Annotated in this window: 17 protein-coding genes; 8 read left to right on the top strand and 9 right to left on the bottom strand. The window is 52.1% G+C overall.

The genetic code is table 11. From position 1 onward, the window contains the following. The first annotated feature begins 15 nt into the window (after positions 1–15). Together K4305_RS11660 and K4305_RS11655 are read left to right on the top strand one after the other, a co-directional pair. Positions 16–915 carry a D-alanyl-D-alanine carboxypeptidase family protein gene (locus K4305_RS11660; protein WP_331562640.1) on the top strand — a complete coding sequence of 300 codons (900 nt, stop codon included), beginning with the start codon at positions 16–18 and terminating at the stop codon, positions 913–915. Positions 916–919: 4 nt separating this feature from the next. Then, positions 920–1222 carry a Dabb family protein gene (locus K4305_RS11655; RefSeq protein WP_331562639.1) on the top strand — a complete coding sequence of 101 codons (303 nt, stop codon included), beginning with the start codon at positions 920–922 and terminating at the stop codon, positions 1220–1222. A 163-nt stretch (positions 1223–1385) separates the two neighbouring features. Here K4305_RS11655 and K4305_RS11650 read toward each other — a convergent pair whose 3' ends face one another. The 6 genes from K4305_RS11650 to K4305_RS11625 form a co-directional block, all read right to left on the bottom strand. Next, positions 1386–1574, bottom strand: coding sequence for a 4Fe-4S binding protein (locus tag K4305_RS11650; protein WP_331562638.1), 189 nt, complete (start codon positions 1572–1574; stop codon positions 1386–1388). Positions 1575–1689: 115 nt separating this feature from the next. Then, positions 1690–3138 carry a B12-binding domain-containing radical SAM protein gene (locus tag K4305_RS11645; RefSeq protein WP_331562637.1) on the bottom strand — a complete coding sequence of 483 codons (1449 nt, stop codon included), beginning with the start codon at positions 3136–3138 and terminating at the stop codon, positions 1690–1692. A gap of 273 nt (positions 3139–3411) precedes the next feature. Continuing rightward, positions 3412–3600: a 4Fe-4S binding protein gene (locus K4305_RS11640; protein WP_331562636.1), complete on the bottom strand. Its 189-nt coding sequence runs from the start codon at positions 3598–3600 to the stop codon at positions 3412–3414. Positions 3601–3741: 141 nt separating this feature from the next. Continuing rightward, a complete protein-coding gene (locus tag K4305_RS11635) occupies positions 3742–4701 on the bottom strand; it encodes a PhoH family protein (protein WP_331562635.1) in 960 nt (319 codons plus the stop codon). A 12-nt stretch (positions 4702–4713) separates the two neighbouring features. After that, complete coding sequence (rfaD, locus tag K4305_RS11630) at positions 4714–5712, bottom strand: ADP-glyceromanno-heptose 6-epimerase (protein WP_331562633.1); 999 nt, start codon at positions 5710–5712, stop codon at positions 4714–4716. Between the two features lie 117 nt (positions 5713–5829). After that, entirely contained in the window at positions 5830–6252 is a 423-nt protein-coding gene (locus K4305_RS11625; protein WP_331562632.1) for an RNA polymerase sigma factor, read from the bottom strand. A gap of 180 nt (positions 6253–6432) precedes the next feature. Here K4305_RS11625 and hisC point away from each other — a divergent pair, with 180 nt between their 5' ends. The 3 genes from hisC to K4305_RS11610 all read left to right on the top strand — a co-directional run bounded on the left by hisC (position 6433) and on the right by K4305_RS11610 (position 8941). Continuing rightward, the gene (gene hisC, locus K4305_RS11620; protein ID WP_331562631.1) at positions 6433–7500 is read left to right on the top strand and encodes a histidinol-phosphate transaminase; all 1068 of its coding nucleotides are present in this window, start codon (positions 6433–6435) and stop codon (positions 7498–7500) included. 1 nt (position 7501) lies between these two features. Then, positions 7502–8041 (top strand): RNA methyltransferase, encoded by a 540-nt coding sequence (locus K4305_RS11615; protein WP_331562629.1) that lies wholly within the window; start codon positions 7502–7504, stop codon positions 8039–8041. Between the two features lie 66 nt (positions 8042–8107). Beyond that, a complete protein-coding gene (locus K4305_RS11610; protein ID WP_331562628.1) occupies positions 8108–8941 on the top strand; it encodes an alpha/beta fold hydrolase in 834 nt (277 codons plus the stop codon). On the opposite strand, the gene pth is transcribed toward K4305_RS11610, so the two are convergent. Further along, a complete protein-coding gene (gene pth / locus K4305_RS11605) occupies positions 8938–9510 on the bottom strand; it encodes an aminoacyl-tRNA hydrolase (RefSeq protein ID WP_331562627.1) in 573 nt (190 codons plus the stop codon). The two genes, K4305_RS11610 and pth, sit on opposite strands and share 4 nt — an antisense overlap. 91 nt (positions 9511–9601) lie before the next feature. Beyond that, positions 9602–11686, bottom strand: a complete 2085-nt coding sequence (locus K4305_RS11600; protein WP_331562626.1) for a sodium-translocating pyrophosphatase — start codon at positions 11684–11686, stop codon at positions 9602–9604. Between the two features lie 308 nt (positions 11687–11994). On the opposite strand from K4305_RS11600, the gene K4305_RS11595 reads away from it, so the two are divergent. The 3 genes from K4305_RS11595 to K4305_RS11585 all read left to right on the top strand — a co-directional run bounded on the left by K4305_RS11595 (position 11995) and on the right by K4305_RS11585 (position 13518). Continuing rightward, the gene (locus tag K4305_RS11595; protein ID WP_331562625.1) at positions 11995–12297 is read left to right on the top strand and encodes a helix-hairpin-helix domain-containing protein; all 303 of its coding nucleotides are present in this window, start codon (positions 11995–11997) and stop codon (positions 12295–12297) included. Next, positions 12297–13121, top strand: a complete 825-nt coding sequence (locus K4305_RS11590) for a DUF1848 domain-containing protein (RefSeq protein WP_331562624.1) — start codon at positions 12297–12299, stop codon at positions 13119–13121. The genes K4305_RS11595 and K4305_RS11590 overlap by 1 nt, the downstream gene beginning before the upstream one ends. A gap of 175 nt (positions 13122–13296) precedes the next feature. Continuing rightward, entirely contained in the window at positions 13297–13518 is a 222-nt protein-coding gene (locus K4305_RS11585) for a hypothetical protein (protein ID WP_331562623.1), read from the top strand. 2 nt (positions 13519–13520) lie between these two features. Here K4305_RS11585 and K4305_RS11580 read toward each other — a convergent pair whose 3' ends face one another. Then, positions 13521–14555, bottom strand: a complete 1035-nt coding sequence (locus K4305_RS11580; RefSeq protein ID WP_331562622.1) for an endonuclease/exonuclease/phosphatase family protein — start codon at positions 14553–14555, stop codon at positions 13521–13523. Between the last annotated feature and the right edge of the window lie 40 nt (positions 14556–14595).

Below are 14595 nucleotides of genomic sequence, written 5' to 3'. Positions count from 1 at the left end.
CAAAATGGAGCGACTATGAAACGGTTTTTTTCTGTGGTTTTTTTTCTGATTCTGGCGGCCTTCGGTTCGCGGCAGGTTATGGCCGATTCGGCGGGTATCGATTCGAGCATGTATTATCCCGATATCGCTTCCTATATCGTAAAGCAGACCGATGGAAAAAAGGTTTACATGGCCAAGGATACCGGTATGAAAATACAGCCGGCAAGCCTGACTAAAATTCTGACGGCAATCATAGCCATAGAAAGCGGCAAGCTCGATCAGGAGGTGCTTATCACCAAAGAGGCTACGCTCGTGGAGCCTACCAAGGCGGGTTTCAAGCCGGGAGACCGGGTGAAGCTGATCGATCTTGTCAAGGCGGCCATGGTCAGTTCGAGCAATGATGCGGCTTTTGCCATAGCGATTCATCTGAGCGGAAGCGTGGACCGGTTTGTGAAAGCCATGAATTATCGGGCTAAAAAAATCGGTATGAAGCGTTCAAATTTCACCAACCCTGCCGGATACGACAAGGGCGTTTACGCAGGCAATGTCTCTACGGCCGAGGATCTGCTTGCGCTGACGGAGTATGCCATAAGGAATCGAAAGTTCAATGAGATAGCCCAGCTGGAATCGGTGCTTGTAACCGAACTGACGAGCGGAAATATGCTGCTTCTGAAAACCCATAACAAGCTCCTTTCGAGGTATCCCTATACTGTCGGCATAAAGACCGGGTTCACCAGAAGGGCGGGTAAGTGCCTTATTGCGAGGGCGCAGAAGGAGAAGAGCGATCTTCTGCTGGTTATGCTCAATGCAAAGGGGGATCGGTGGCTGCTTGCCGAGGAGATGTTCGAAAAGGCGTTTGCCAGGGAACTGGGCCGGGAGCGCGATTATGCGGCAAGCGAGGGTGTCGATTTCAATTACAGGCCATGGAAAAGGTAAGGTTATGGTAAAACACATTGTGATGTGGCGTCTGAAAGAGAACGCTCATGGACATCAGAGGGCAGAGAACGCGAGGCTTTTCAAGGAAAAACTTGAGGGGCTTGCGGGGCGCATTCCGGGACTTCTGAGTATCGAGGCTGGAATCGATTTCAGTTGTTCTCCGGTTTCGTACGACGTTGTGCTGTATTCGGAATTTTCCGACAGGAACGCTCTTGACGCCTATCAGGTTCATCCGGAACATGAAGCGGTAAAGGCTTTTATTGTTGAGGCGGCAGCCGAGCGGGCTGTTGTGGATTATGAGTGCTGAGTGGTGTGTACTGAGTGGTGAGCAGGAAGAGGGTGGAGGCCGGGTACCGGGGAATAGGGAATAAGGAATAAGGAATGGGGAATAGATAGTGGAGAGCGGAGAGAAAACAAAAAAGCGGCATGATGGTCATGCCGCTTTTTTGTTTTTCGTCGTGCGGATCAGATCATCCCTGAACGATGCACTCTGCAGGGCAGACGGCCACGCATGCAGGGGCATCTGCATAACCGGCACATTCGGTGCATGAACCGGCGTCGATGACGTAGATGTCGTCACCGGCTGAAATTGCGTTAACCGGGCATTCCGGCTCGCAGGCGCCGCAGTAGGTGCATTCTTCTGTAATGTAGAGTGCCATATCCAAGTTCCTTTCTTAATGTTGGTTGTGAATGTGAGAGAAAGAACAATTCCTGAGAATTCCGAAAATATAAGCTTTTTTTCGAGCAGACAAAAAAGCAGATCGGAATCGCTGCTTATTTGGGCATGAAGGGCAGCGGAAATGGAAACGGCAGGGCTTTTTCAGCCATTTTTCTGAGATATTCAAGCCTGACGGCAACCGATGTGACGATGTAGGGCATGACTTCGATGCTGAGTGACGCTTTTCCCATAAGGTGGACGGGTATATCGGTGATCGGGTAGAGTTTGATGAAGTTTTCGTGCATGGCTTTCTGGAACTCTTCGGCGGAAATGCCTCCGGATGGTTTAAGGAGAATGTTGAAGGTGTTGTAAAGGCTCCAGTCGCAGGAGAGAATGTTGCCTTTTGCCTGCTGTTCCCTGAAGAATTTTGTGCCGGGCAGAGGAACGGCGAAGTTCAGCGATGAGAGCACGGCCCCGCTTTTTTTCGAGAAGTCGACGATTTTTTCCATGTCCTCTATGGTGTTTCTGACCGGATTGATCAGCCAGAAAAGCATGAAGGGCAGTTTGGCTTCCTGGCACTTTCTGATAGCTGCAAGATAGGTGGCTTCGATGTTTCGGTCGTTCAGTTCCATGCCTTCCTGAATGCTCGGTTCGGCTTTTCCGAAATCCTTGTCGAGCACTTCGGCGTTGAGCGATTCAAGACCTATGCTGGCGACCACGCATCCGGTTTCGGCAAGTTCACGAGCGAGATTGCCCTCGCAAAGCAGGTTCGGCGTGACCTGTACGCCGTATTTGACCTTGGCTTCCCCGAATTTGCGGAGGCAGGCGGAGGTGTGTTCACGGTCGTGACCGAAATATTCGTCTATGAACATGTACATGAACGGTTTGAATAGATTTTCGGCGACGGCAAGCTGTTCTTCGAGCAGGTCGGGGTCTATTGCGAAATACTTCTTGTGGTAGATTTCCGGCGTGACGCACATTTTGCAGGAGTGGGGGCAGCCGCGGCTGGTGAGAATCGGGAAGGGACGCATGTTTCGCGACAGGCCGCTGATCGGGTCTATGTAAGCCCGGGTATTGTCGAGGGCTGTTCTGATTTTTCTGTAATCGAACCATGCGCATTCTTCGACGGCCGGGAAATCTTCGGCCCGGTAGACCGGTCGGAGCGCACGGCATTCGGCATCTTCGAGGATCTGCAGCCACATGTTTTCTGCCATGCCTGATGCGACGCTGGAGTACCGGGATGCCTCTTCGATGCGGAGAGATGCATGGTTTCCCCCTATGATGCACGGCACGCCGTGTTTTGCGAATCCGTCGGCAATCTGGTAGGCCCTTCGGGCCTGTATGGTCCATGTGGTGGTTATGGCCACCAGATCGTATCGTTTTTTGAAATCGATCTTTTCTCCGATGATTTCGTCAACGTATTCCGCCCTGTGATGACGGGGAGTCATGGAAATCAGCATGCCAAGGGCAGGGGAGAAATACGGACGTATATAGCCGCCCATGGCATAGTCGGAGTATTCAATCTGCCGTATTTCATCGGGATTGACAAACAGGATGCGCATCATGCAGGCACGGAATGAGGTTGTGACGAAAGGTTCGGCCTGCTTGAATGCGTCGGAGCTCCGTTCAGACCGATACACTGACCGGTCTGAAGGCCCTGGAATTGCTGCTCTGGTTATTCAACGGCCTATCCGCTGAGCATATGGCACGAAATATAAGTAAAGCGAAGGATTTATGCAGACTTCCGCCGTCAATCATTTGCATTAATTTAATGATCTTTGCGGACAGTTAGCCTTTTTGACCTGCAGATATAAAGACGGCGTACTGCAACTGTCTGTTCAGACCTTGAAAATACAGTCGACAGGACAGACTGCGACGCATGCCGCTTCATCGTGATAGCCGACACAATCGATACAGACGTTTTCGTCGATGATGTAGATATCGTCACCTGCCGAGATCGCGTTTACCGGACACTCTGGTTCGCAAGCTCCACAGTAGGTGCATTCTTCGGAAATTCGATGTGCCATGATTGTTCTCCGATTAATTTGAACAGTTCCGCAGGTTGCTGAAGATGAATTTTCAATGCCATGATCTATAGTGATCGTCAATGAGTCAAACCTGTCGGCCGGGAACAAAGTTCCCCGGCCGGAATCGGGCTTATGAACACTTCATTTGCTCTCATGAATTTCGTAGGCGTTGATGATGTCCCTGACGAGCTTGTGGCGCACGACGTCGGATTTGTCGAGATAGACGAAGCTTATGCCTTTGATGTTTTTGAGAATCTTTTCTGCGCTTGGCAGTCCAGACTCCATGGTGGTGGGAAGATCGATCTGCGTGACGTCCCCGGTGATGATGGCTTTCGAGTTGATCCCGAGACGCGTAAGGCACATTTTCATCTGCTTGCCCGATGCGTTCTGGGCTTCGTCGAGGATGATGAAGGAGTTGTTGAGCGTCCTGCCCCGCATGTAAGCGAGCGGCACGATTTCGATGACGCGGCGTTCGGTGAGGAATTTGAGCTTTTCAGCGGTAAGCATATCCTGCAGGGCATCGTAGAGCGGACGAAGATAGGGATCGATTTTCTGCGCGAGGTCGCCCGGCAGAAAGCCGAGGCTCTCGCCGGCTTCCACGGCCGGACGTGCGAGCACGATACGCTTGACCTGTTTTGCTTTCCATGCGGCAACGGCGATGGCGACCGCTGTATAGGTTTTACCCGTTCCGGCCGGCCCGATCGCAAAGAGAATATCGTTGTTTTTCGCTTCCGCAACCATCCTTCGCTGTCCGTTGGTTTTTGCCCGAACGGCATAGTCGGCCGTCGCGACGATGATATCTTCGTCGCCGGGCGCCGGGGGTCTTGTTCGGGGAGCGGGGGAGAGCGCAAGATTGATGAGGGCATTGAGGTCGTTTTCAAGCACTTCCCCGTGCTTGTCGGCCAGAAAGATCATCTCCCTGAAAATCTTTTCGAGAACGGCTATATCGGCGTCTTCTCCTCTGAGGGCTATGGTTGTGCCTCTTGCGGTAATCTGGACGTCAGGAAAGGTATTCCTGATTGTTTTCAGGTAGGCGTCGAAAGGGCCGAAAAGTATGACCGGTTCGATGCCCTGGATATCAATTGTCTTTTCTGTTGTCAAGCGCTGATGCTGTTAAGCTGTTTGTTGCCGTTGAAGATCATAATAAGGTTCATTTGAGGCAAGATAGTTCCGAACATAGTCCCTGACGCCATCTTCGAGAGAGGTCATCGGGTTGGGGTATCCGGCCTGCCGCAGTTTCTGCATGTTCGCGCAGGTGTAGTACTGATAGCGCCCCTGCAGGTGATCGGGCATAGGGATGTAGGTGATGACGGGTTCCCTGCCGATCGCGGCGAAAGTGGCGTTGACAAGGTCGTTGAAGCTTCTCGCCTCGCCGCTTCCTATGTTGAACAGGCCCGTTACTGCGGGATTATCGAGCAGCCATGCCATGATGGCCGTGCAGTCGCGGACATAGACGAAATCGCGTAACTGCTCGCCGTCTCCGAAATCGGGACGGTGCGACTTGAAGAGGCTGACGCTTCCGGTTTCGCTGATCTGGTTGTAGGCCTTGGATACGACGCTCTGCATATCGCCCTTATGGTATTCGTTGGGGCCGTAGACGTTGAAGAATTTCAGCCCGGCGGCTTTTTCGAGCAGGCCGTTCTGCAGTGCCCACCGGTCGAACATCTGTTTCGAATAGCCGTACATGTTCAGGGGGCGGAGCAGATCCATTGCCGCTTCGTTGTCATCGTATCCTGAAGCTCCGTCTCCGTAGGTAGCTGCGCTCGATGCGTAAATCAGTCGGATATCCTGCTGCATGCAGCAGATCGCAATGCGTTTCGAAAAAGAGTAATTGCGTTCGATGAGCAGGTCTGCGTTGGTTTCCGTGGTGGCGCTGATTGCGCCCATGTGAATGATGGCCGATATGCCGGGGATCGCTTCGGATTCAAGGAGAGGCAGGAACTGTTCTCTTGGAATGAAATCCGCGAAGCGGAGACCGGATATGTTTTTCCACTTTCCTTTCGCCGTCTGGCCGAGGGTATCGACTACGACGATATCGTCTCGTCCGAGCAGATTGAGTTGCCAGATCATGGCACTGCCGATAAAACCGGCTCCGCCTGTAATGACGATCATGCTGAACGGATATGGCGATTAATAAAAAGTCGTCAAACAAAATAGGAAGCGACGTGCAGAAAAACAAAAGGCCGTTGCGGGTAATTCAACGGCCTTTTGTCAGCAGAGAGTAATGCATCAGGCGGAGGCTTTCAGAATGTCATCCTGAACGAGAAGCTTGCGGCCCCAGAAGAGCCATTTGCGAATGGTGGCGAGCGGTTTTTCAAGCACCTCGGCAATATCGGCATGCCTGAGTCCGGACAGTTCACTCAGCAGAACCGCGAGTTTAATGTCTGCCGCACGGTTTTTCAGGGATTTGACTATGCCGACTGATTCCTTGCATGGTTTATCGCTTATACAGAAATCGGCCTGCTGCCCGAACCGGTCGAGATAGCAGGTACGGAGTGTTTTAAGCAGATCGAGTTCCGGTGTGGTTATATCCGCATTCAGATACGTGCGGTTCACGAGATCACGTGAATCGGCTTCGTTGCCGGTCATCCAGTAGGCTATGCTGTATATGTTGTCGAGAAGTTCGATCGGTGTTTTCGTAATCGTAGTCATGGTATGTGTCCTCCTTATATATAGGATATTTTTGATCCTGATTTAAAGTATAAAAAAAATGAGAAATGTCCAGTTTTTTTTATAAAAAAAACTTAAAAAGATGTTTTTTTATTGAGGTTTGGGCCGCGGTGCGAAGCCGCTCATCCGCACATTGTCGACGGTTAACAGTAACTGATTGAAATGAAAAGAGATATACGGGATTTGCTTAATCCTGCCCTGCAGCGTATCGAGGTCTATAAGGTTGACGGGGGACAGGAAGCGGAAATCAAGCTTAACCAGAACGAGAGCCCTTTCGATCTGCCTTTGTGGCTGAAGGAGACTATCCTCGACGAGTTCCTCAGGGAACCATGGAATCGCTACCCCGATATTCTTCCGTTCAGGGCGATGGATGCCTATGCCGATTTCCTTGGGATTCCCCGCGATTGCGTTATCATGAGCAACGGGTCCAACGAGATGCTCTATACCATCTTCATGGCTTGTCTCGGACCAGGTAAAAAGATTCTTGTTCCTGAGCCGTCTTTTTCACTCTACGAAAAAATAGCATTGCTGCTTCAGGCGGAAGTGGTCAGGGTGCCCATGCATCCGGGGCTTGATTTCGATGCCGGGGCCATAATCGAAACGGCCCGGTCGCGTCAGGTCGATTTTATAGTGCTTTCCACGCCAAACAATCCTACAGGAAAATCGCTCGCTTACGACGATGTCTGCCGTATCGTCAGAGAGTCCGACGCCATTGTTCTGGTTGACGAGGCTTATATTGAATTTTCACGAGAAAAATCGCTGCTTGGACTTATCGGCGAGTTTCCGAATCTTGTGGTGCTCCGCACCATGTCGAAGGCGCTTGCTCTTGCCGGTATGCGTATCGGTTTCGCTATTGCCGATCCGGAACTTCTCGGAGAGCTGGCCAAGCCGAAAATTCCGTTTTCATCGAGCAGGCTTGCCGAAATCACTCTGCAGCATGTTTTGAAACACTACTATCTCGTTACCGATGCGGTAGCCTATATTCTCGGTGAAAGGGATCGTCTCTATTCGGAGCTTGAGGGGATTGCAGGGATCGAGGTTTTTGCAAGCGATACGAATTTTCTGATTATAAGGGTAGATGATGCCGCCGCCGTGTTTCGCGCGTTGAGCGGTTCCGGCATTCTTGTCCGTAATGTATCCGGATATCCGTTGATGAAGAACTGCCTGCGTTTCAACGTAGGTCTGCGGGACGAGAACGACCGTATACTCGATAAACTCAGGAAGTTATAGAATGTGCTTCAGAAAGCTGGCCGGTACGGAGATGAATCGGGTATCTCCCGAGGATCTTGACGATACGCCGCGCCATCCGGTTTACCTGATGCTCCACAATATCCGGAGCATGTGGAATGTCGGTTCCATGTTCCGTACTGCCGATGCCGCAGGCATCGAAAAAATGTTCATAACCGGCTATACGGCAACGCCTCCTCGCAAGGAGATAGATAAAACAGCTCTGGGGGCCCAGGAATTCGTGCGCTGGGAGTTCCGCGCAGATCCTCTCGATGCGATAGGCATCATGAAGGCATCGGGCATAAGGATTTACGGTCTTGAAATCGCTGAAAAGAGCCGGCCGTATACGGCGGTGCGCAAGAACGATTTTCCGCTTTGCCTGGTCGTCGGCAACGAGGTGGAGGGAATCGGTGACGAGGTGCTCATGCATTGCGACGAGGTGCTTGAAATTCCGCAGTACGGCACCAAGCACTCACTGAATGTGGCTGTGGCTGCGGGAATCGCTCTTTTCGAGCTTGTTAAGGCCGTGCGAAGCGGTATGTAACTTTTTGCGGATACTTCCGGTTTTTTCTGATAGAGAATCTCCTGCTATTTTTAAATGTGTTCTTCGATGCTTCACTTCAAAACATATGAACATACCGATGCCGACGCCCCATGGGTTGTTTTCGTGCATGGAGCCGGCGGCAGTTCATCGATCTGGTTTCTGCAGATCAAAGAGTTCATTCGGCATTTCAATGTTCTGCTTGTCGATCTCAGAGGGCACGGCAAGTCGAAGCATATCGTGGCGCACAAGGATGATCGGCATTACAATTTCGAGGACATTACACGCGACATCATTGAGGTTCTCGATACGCTGAAAATCGATAAAGCGCATTTCGTGGGGATATCCCTCGGTACCATTCTGATACGCAACATGAGCGAAATTGCCCCGGAACGGGTAAGCTCGATGATTATGGGGGGGGCCATCATCAGGCTGAATGTGCGCGCCAAGGTGCTGGTCACCCTGGGAAACATGTTCAAGCGGGTAGTGCCGTACATGTGGCTCTACAGCTTTTTTGCCTGGATCATCATGCCTCGCGAAAGGCACAAGAAATCCCGACTGCTGTTTGTGAACGAGGCCAAGAAGGTTGCACAGAAGGAGTTCATGCGCTGGTTCAGGCTCACTTACGAATTGACGCCGTTATTGAGGTATTTCGAAGAGAAGGATACCGGCATACCCACACTCTATCTGATGGGCGAAGAGGATCATATGTTCCTGCCCGCGGTTCGTCTGATTATAACACGACACACCAATTCCTGGCTTGAAGTTATCGAGAATTCCGGTCATGTGTGCAATGTCGATCAGCCAAGAGAGTTCAATGCCCGGGCTATTGCCTTTCTGAAGAGGATGAACGTCGGCAGTGTGTCGTCAGTTCGTGCTTATCCGCAGCTCGCAACCTGTTAAACGGCTGTTTTGTTGTAGCGGTTCATGGCGTGCTCTATACCGTTCTGCGCAAAATCAAGTACAGCTTCTTCGCACAGTGGAACTGTTTTTTCCATCGTTTTTTTCTCCTCGTCGCTGAATTTACCCAGGACGAACGACGAAAATGAGGTAGGTAACTGCTCTTCAAGGCGGATACCAACCCTCAATCGGGCGAACTCCTCGCTTCCGAGGCACTCGATGATATGTTTCAGGCCGTTCTGTCCTCCGGCCGAACCTTTGGCACGGAGCCTCAGAGTGCCTGAGGGAAGGTTCAGATCGTCACAGACGACGAGTATGTCCTGTCTCTGGATTTTCCAGAAGTTCATGGCTGCCACAACGGCATGACCCGAGAGGTTCATGTAGGTCATGGGCTTGAGCAGGATGATCGAGCTGTTCCTCCAGCTGATTTTCGCCCAGTGATAATTACCCTTTCCTTTACTGAACGATGTCCGGAAGGTTGCGCCCAGTTTATCGAGCACGTCGAATCCGATATTGTGCCGCGTGCCGGCATGTCTGGCCTCGGGGTTGCCGAGTCCTATGATTAGTTTCATGATCGGTAACGTACGGATGTGTTATACCATATAAAAAAAGCGGCCCTCCTGGCAGAAGGCCGCTGTAATGGTACGAAATGCCCCTGATTAATCAAAGAAGCGGAGCGATGACAAGCGCAACAACTGCAATGAGTTTCATAAGGATGTTGAGGCTCGGGCCGCTGGTATCCTTGAGAGGATCGCCGACGGTGTCACCGACGACGGCTGCCTTGTGCGTATCCGATCCTTTACCGTAAACCACGCCGTTGAATTCGATCTTGCCTTCGATGCGTTTTTTGGCATTGTCCCAGGCTCCGCCTGCGTTCGACTGGAAGATAGCCATCAATACGCCCGAAGAGGTGACGCCGGCAAGCAGCCCGCCGAGCATGTCCTTCGAAATGAACCCGACAACGACCGGAACAAGCACGCCCATGAGGCCGGGCAGGATCATTTCCCTGATGGCAGCCTTGGTGGAGATATCGACGCAGTGCGCGAATTCAGCCTCTGCAGTACCTTCGCGAAGGCCGGGGATTTCATTGAACTGGCGCCCGACCTCGTTGATCATGTCGGAAGCAGCTCGTCCGACGGCTCCCATAGCCATCGCACTGAAGACGAATGGCAGCATGGCGCCGATCAGAAGACCAGCCATGATGATGGGTTCTGAAATGTCGATCGAGGTGATACCGGCCTGCTGGCGGAATGCGGCGAAGAGCGCAAGTGCGGTCAGGGCGGCGCTGCCGATGGCAAAGCCTTTACCGATTGCCGCGGTGGTGTTGCCGACTGCATCGAGTTTGTCCGTACGTTCGCGCACTTCCGGCGGCAGTCCCGACATTTCGGCGATACCGCCTGCGTTGTCGGAAATCGGTCCGTAAGCGTCGACGGCGAGCTGTATGCCGGTGACGGAGAGCATGCCGAGCGCAGCGACGGCGATACCGTAGAGGCCGGAGAAGTGGTAAGAGGAAACGATTGCCGCGGAGAGCACGAGTATCGGCAGGCCGGTGGACATCATACCGGTACCGAGGCCGGCGATGATGTTGGTTGCCGCACCGGTGATGCTCTGTCGGGCGATATCGACAACCGGTTTATTGTGTGTCGAGCAGTAATACTCGGTGATCATGCCGATCAGCACACCGGCGATAAGACCGATGATGACCGAGAAGAAGATGTTCAGCGATGTGTAGGTGAAGCCGTCAACCGTCCAGCTTGCGGGAAGGAAGTAATCGATGATGAAGTAGCTGAGCAGGGCCATGATGGCTGATGCTCCGAACTCGCCCATGTTGAGGCCGGTCTGCGGGTTGCCGCCCTCCTTGACCTTCACGAAGAAGGAGCCGGCGATGGATACGAGAATGCCGACTGCCGCGATGATGAGCGGAAGGGTAACGGCAGCGACCGGATTGACGCCCATAGTGTTGAAGACCGGAACAAAGGCGGCTCCGAGCACCATGGTGCCGATGATGGCGCCGACGTAGCTTTCGAAGAGGTCCGCTCCCATGCCGGCAACGTCGCCCACGTTGTCGCCGACGTTGTCCGCGATTGTGGCCGGGTTGCGCGGGTCGTCTTCCGGAATACCTTCATACACTTTGCCTGCAAGGTCGGCGCCGACGTCTGCCGCCTTGGTGTAGATGCCGCCGCCGACACGTGCGAACAGCGCGATCGATGAGGCTCCGAGCGAGAAGCCGGAGATCAGGTTGATAACCTCTTCGACCTGCGTGAGAGCAGGGAACATCTGCGAGTAAACGATGAAAAGCACGGAAAGTCCAAGCACGCCGAGGCCGACAACGCTCAGGCCCATGACGAGGCCGCCGGAAAATGCGATGTTCAGCGCCTCACCGAGACCCGTCCTTGCCGCGTTGGTGGTGCGGACGTTAGCTTTGGTTGCAACCCTCATGCCGAAAAAACCGGCAAGAGCCGAACAGAGGGCTCCGACGATGAAGCTGACGGCGATGACAGGGGAAGTGGCCGGCCGGCCGCTGTTTGCATAGGCAAGAAGCGCCGCCACGGAGATGACGAAGATGAAGAGCACCTTGTACTCCCTCTTCAGAAAGGCAAGAGCGCCGTCAGCTATGTGTCCGGCGATTTTTGCCATTTTTTCGGTGCCTACGGGTTGTTTCGTTATCCACGAGGCTTTGAAAAAGGCATACAGCAATGCAAGAACACCACTAAGAGGAATCGCGTACAGAATGGTTTGATTGTCCATGTCTTTTAAGGGTTGAAATTGCTTGAAACCTGGGAACTGAAAGAAGACAAGAAAAATGCTCCGGGGCTCAGGGGAAAGCCTTATTGGTGCAGTCACGTGAATCCGTGGAAGAAGGCGACGCTGTGGTTATGTAATATGACTTTATAAATCATAACAATCCTGAAAGTTACGATTTATTGCAGGCAGTTCAAAGAGCAAGTTGTGTTATAAGGTTTCTTTTCAGCGGTTTTACAGGATGCGTGAAAAAGCTACATTGCACCATGCGATCCATGAGCTTATTCTGCCGGGAACACTTTAAGCGATTCACCATGCATCCATCGAAAGTCGATCGAAAGAAACTTGCAAGGTTGACCGATCTTCCCAACGTCGGCAAGGCGATTGCCGGGGATTTCAGACTGCTTGGCATAACGGAGCCCGAACAGCTCAAGGGCTGTTGCCCATTCGAGCTTTACCGCGATCTCTGCCGGAAAACCGGAGTTCAGTACGACCCATGCGTCATCGATGTGTTCATGTCGGTTACGAGCTTCATGGAGGGTTTCGAGGCCGAACCATGGTGGAATTTTACAACAGAGCGAAAGCGCATGCTCGGAACCGGCCGCACAGGGAAATAGTGATCATCAGCGCAAGCCGTCGGAGCGATATTCCTGCGTTTTACGGTCATTGGCTGATGGATTGTCTGAAAACCGGTGAGGTGGTTGTGCGCAATCCCGTGAACCCGACACAGTCAAGCAGGATATCCCTGCTGCCTGAAGATGTCGATGCACTGGTATTCTGGACGAAAAATCCTTCACCGATGTCAGACCATCTTCCGGAAATCGATGCCATGGGTTATTTCTACTATTTTCTTTTTACCCTCACACCGTACGATAGGTCGATCGAGCCCGGTGTGCCTGCCAAGTCCCGGATGATCGATGTTTTCCGCCGTCTTGCCGACACGATCGGTCCGGAAAGGGTCATCTGGCGGTACGATCCCGTTATTTTGACCGGCACGATGAATCACGCGTGGCATACAGCTGAGTTCCGTAATTTTTCAGGAGCACTTGCCGGATACACCAGGAGATGCATCGTCAGTTTTCTTGACGACTACCGGAAAATCAGGAACCGCATGCGATCAGTCGATTATGTTTTTCCTGATGATCGATCGATGAGTGCGCTTGCCTGCAGTCTTGCTGAAGTTGCCCGCAATGACGGCATTGAGTTTTTCATGTGCAGCCATGCCGGGGATCTATCCCATTGCGGCATTCTGAACGCAAGTTGTATCGATCGCAATCTTATTTTCCGGCTCAGCGGAAGATTTCCCGCAGGAAAAGAAAAAGACCGTGGCCAGCGCCGGCATTGCGGGTGTGCCGAAAGTCGAGATATCGGGGAATATGATACCTGTCGGCATGGATGCCTCTACTGTTATGCGATGCGTTCTCGATTTGTTGCTTTGTAAAGCAGTGTAATCTGTTATTTTAATATTATTTCTTTTTTTGTCGTGCCATGCATGTATTATTGGCGTGTAAAAGGGTGTTTCCAGGGTTTTTCAGTCCATTGATAGTCCGTGTCGTTGATTTTTTGAATTGAATGTGAGCTTTTTTGTCTTGCGCGAATTGAATCATTGATGAGCTATGAGCAGAAAACAGGACAGGACGGTATATCTGCGTGAAGATGGGGTATGGGTGAACCAGCTTAACGCTCCTCCATGGAGTTTTTCTCTGCACCCGACGCGAGAAGAGGCATTGCGGGTTGCGAAGGAGAATTTTATGAAACATGGCGGAGGCGATATTACGCTGCTTGCTCCGGACGGAACGGTCGAGTATCAGGTGACGCTGCTCCCCGAGGAGGGGTAAGTTCACTGTTTTTCGACGGAAACCTTCAGCAATAACGGGAGGTGATCGGAATACCCCCCTTTATACTGACCCCGGTAGTAGGTCTGCCAGGGTTTTCCCGACGACCTTGTGAGCATGTCGGGAAAATGATAGCATGTGAATGCTTCGGGGGCGGCAGAGAGCCCTTTCGGCTGCAGCATGCCGCATGACAGCAGGATCTGGTCTATTCTCTCCCATCGGTTACGGTACCAGTAACTCCCTATAGCCTCATAGCCGCTCCAGCAATTGAAGAAGAGCGTCCGGCACTCCTTCAATACTTTTTCCCTGTCGCCGGAAGATCCGAGAATATGCTTTACCGACCGGTCATGGGGTTCATCATTGAAATCTCCCATGATAATGATGTCGGCGCTATGGTCTGCAGCCCGAAGGCTGTCGGCAATGTGACGGGCTGTCTTTGCGGCTGTTATTCGTTTCTGCTCGCTCCATTCCCTGTCAAAGGCTCTTGAGGGCCAGTGGTTGAGTATGACATGGAACGGGTGCCTGCCGGCATAAAAACCTGCGACGATGATGTGTCTGGTTGGTTTGTCATTGACGATCGGCACATGGTAAGCTTTCGATGATCGAAGTCTGACGCTCTCGGGATTGTAAGCGAGTCCAATGTCAATGCCTCTTGTATCCGGCGATTCGTAATAGACCGTCTTCAAGGATAGTTCCGGTATTTTTTTCAGCGACCCGGCAAAAACCGCCCGGTTTTCGGTTTCGGCAAAGGCTATGATGTCGGGGTAGCGGCGCACATCGGGATCGATGCGGATAGTTTCTATTACCTTGCGGATCCGTAGCTGTTTCAATGCCAGCTTTTTCTCCGTCCAGTTCCTTTTGCCTCCAGGGGTGAACTCGTCGTCTTCGGTTGCGGGATCGTTTCGGGTATCAAAGAGGTTCTCGACGTTCCACCAGGCCAGTAGCAGCTCTCTGTCGGAGTGCTCTTTGGCGGAAAGAACGGAATGCCGGAGCAGCAGAAGGATAAAAAAGAGAAAAACAGAGAGGGAGGTTTTCTTCATAATCGCTTATCTTTGCAATATTTTTTATTTACTATTGTAA

Source organism: Chlorobium sp. (genome assembly GCF_036528655.1).
GTDB lineage: Bacteria > Bacteroidota > Chlorobiia > Chlorobiales > Chlorobiaceae > Chlorobium.
Note: the sequence above shows the minus strand (reverse complement) of the source record. Positions and strands in the feature narration are given on the sequence as shown.

Coding starts and splice junctions, on each gene's coding strand:
- K4305_RS11640 (WP_331562636.1), bottom strand. CDS start 3,600: ATGGCACATCGAATTTCCGAAGAATGCACCTACTGTGGAGCTTGCGAA.
- K4305_RS11625 (WP_331562632.1), bottom strand. CDS start 6,252: ATGACTACGATTACGAAAACACCGATCGAACTTCTCGACAACATATAC.
- K4305_RS11650 (WP_331562638.1), bottom strand. CDS start 1,574: ATGGCACTCTACATTACAGAAGAATGCACCTACTGCGGCGCCTGCGAG.
- K4305_RS11655 (WP_331562639.1), top strand. CDS start 920: ATGGTAAAACACATTGTGATGTGGCGTCTGAAAGAGAACGCTCATGGA.
- K4305_RS11610 (WP_331562628.1), top strand. CDS start 8,108: ATGCTTCACTTCAAAACATATGAACATACCGATGCCGACGCCCCATGG.
- K4305_RS11660 (WP_331562640.1), top strand. CDS start 16: ATGAAACGGTTTTTTTCTGTGGTTTTTTTTCTGATTCTGGCGGCCTTC.
- K4305_RS11645 (WP_331562637.1), bottom strand. CDS start 3,138: ATGATGCGCATCCTGTTTGTCAATCCCGATGAAATACGGCAGATTGAA.
- rfaD (WP_331562633.1), bottom strand. CDS start 5,712: ATGATCGTCATTACAGGCGGAGCCGGTTTTATCGGCAGTGCCATGATC.
- pth (WP_331562627.1), bottom strand. CDS start 9,510: ATGAAACTAATCATAGGACTCGGCAACCCCGAGGCCAGACATGCCGGC.
- K4305_RS11580 (WP_331562622.1), bottom strand. CDS start 14,555: ATGAAGAAAACCTCCCTCTCTGTTTTTCTCTTTTTTATCCTTCTGCTG.
- K4305_RS11585 (WP_331562623.1), top strand. CDS start 13,297: ATGAGCAGAAAACAGGACAGGACGGTATATCTGCGTGAAGATGGGGTA.
- K4305_RS11615 (WP_331562629.1), top strand. CDS start 7,502: ATGTGCTTCAGAAAGCTGGCCGGTACGGAGATGAATCGGGTATCTCCC.
- K4305_RS11600 (WP_331562626.1), bottom strand. CDS start 11,686: ATGGACAATCAAACCATTCTGTACGCGATTCCTCTTAGTGGTGTTCTT.
- hisC (WP_331562631.1), top strand. CDS start 6,433: ATGAAAAGAGATATACGGGATTTGCTTAATCCTGCCCTGCAGCGTATC.
- K4305_RS11595 (WP_331562625.1), top strand. CDS start 11,995: ATGCATCCATCGAAAGTCGATCGAAAGAAACTTGCAAGGTTGACCGAT.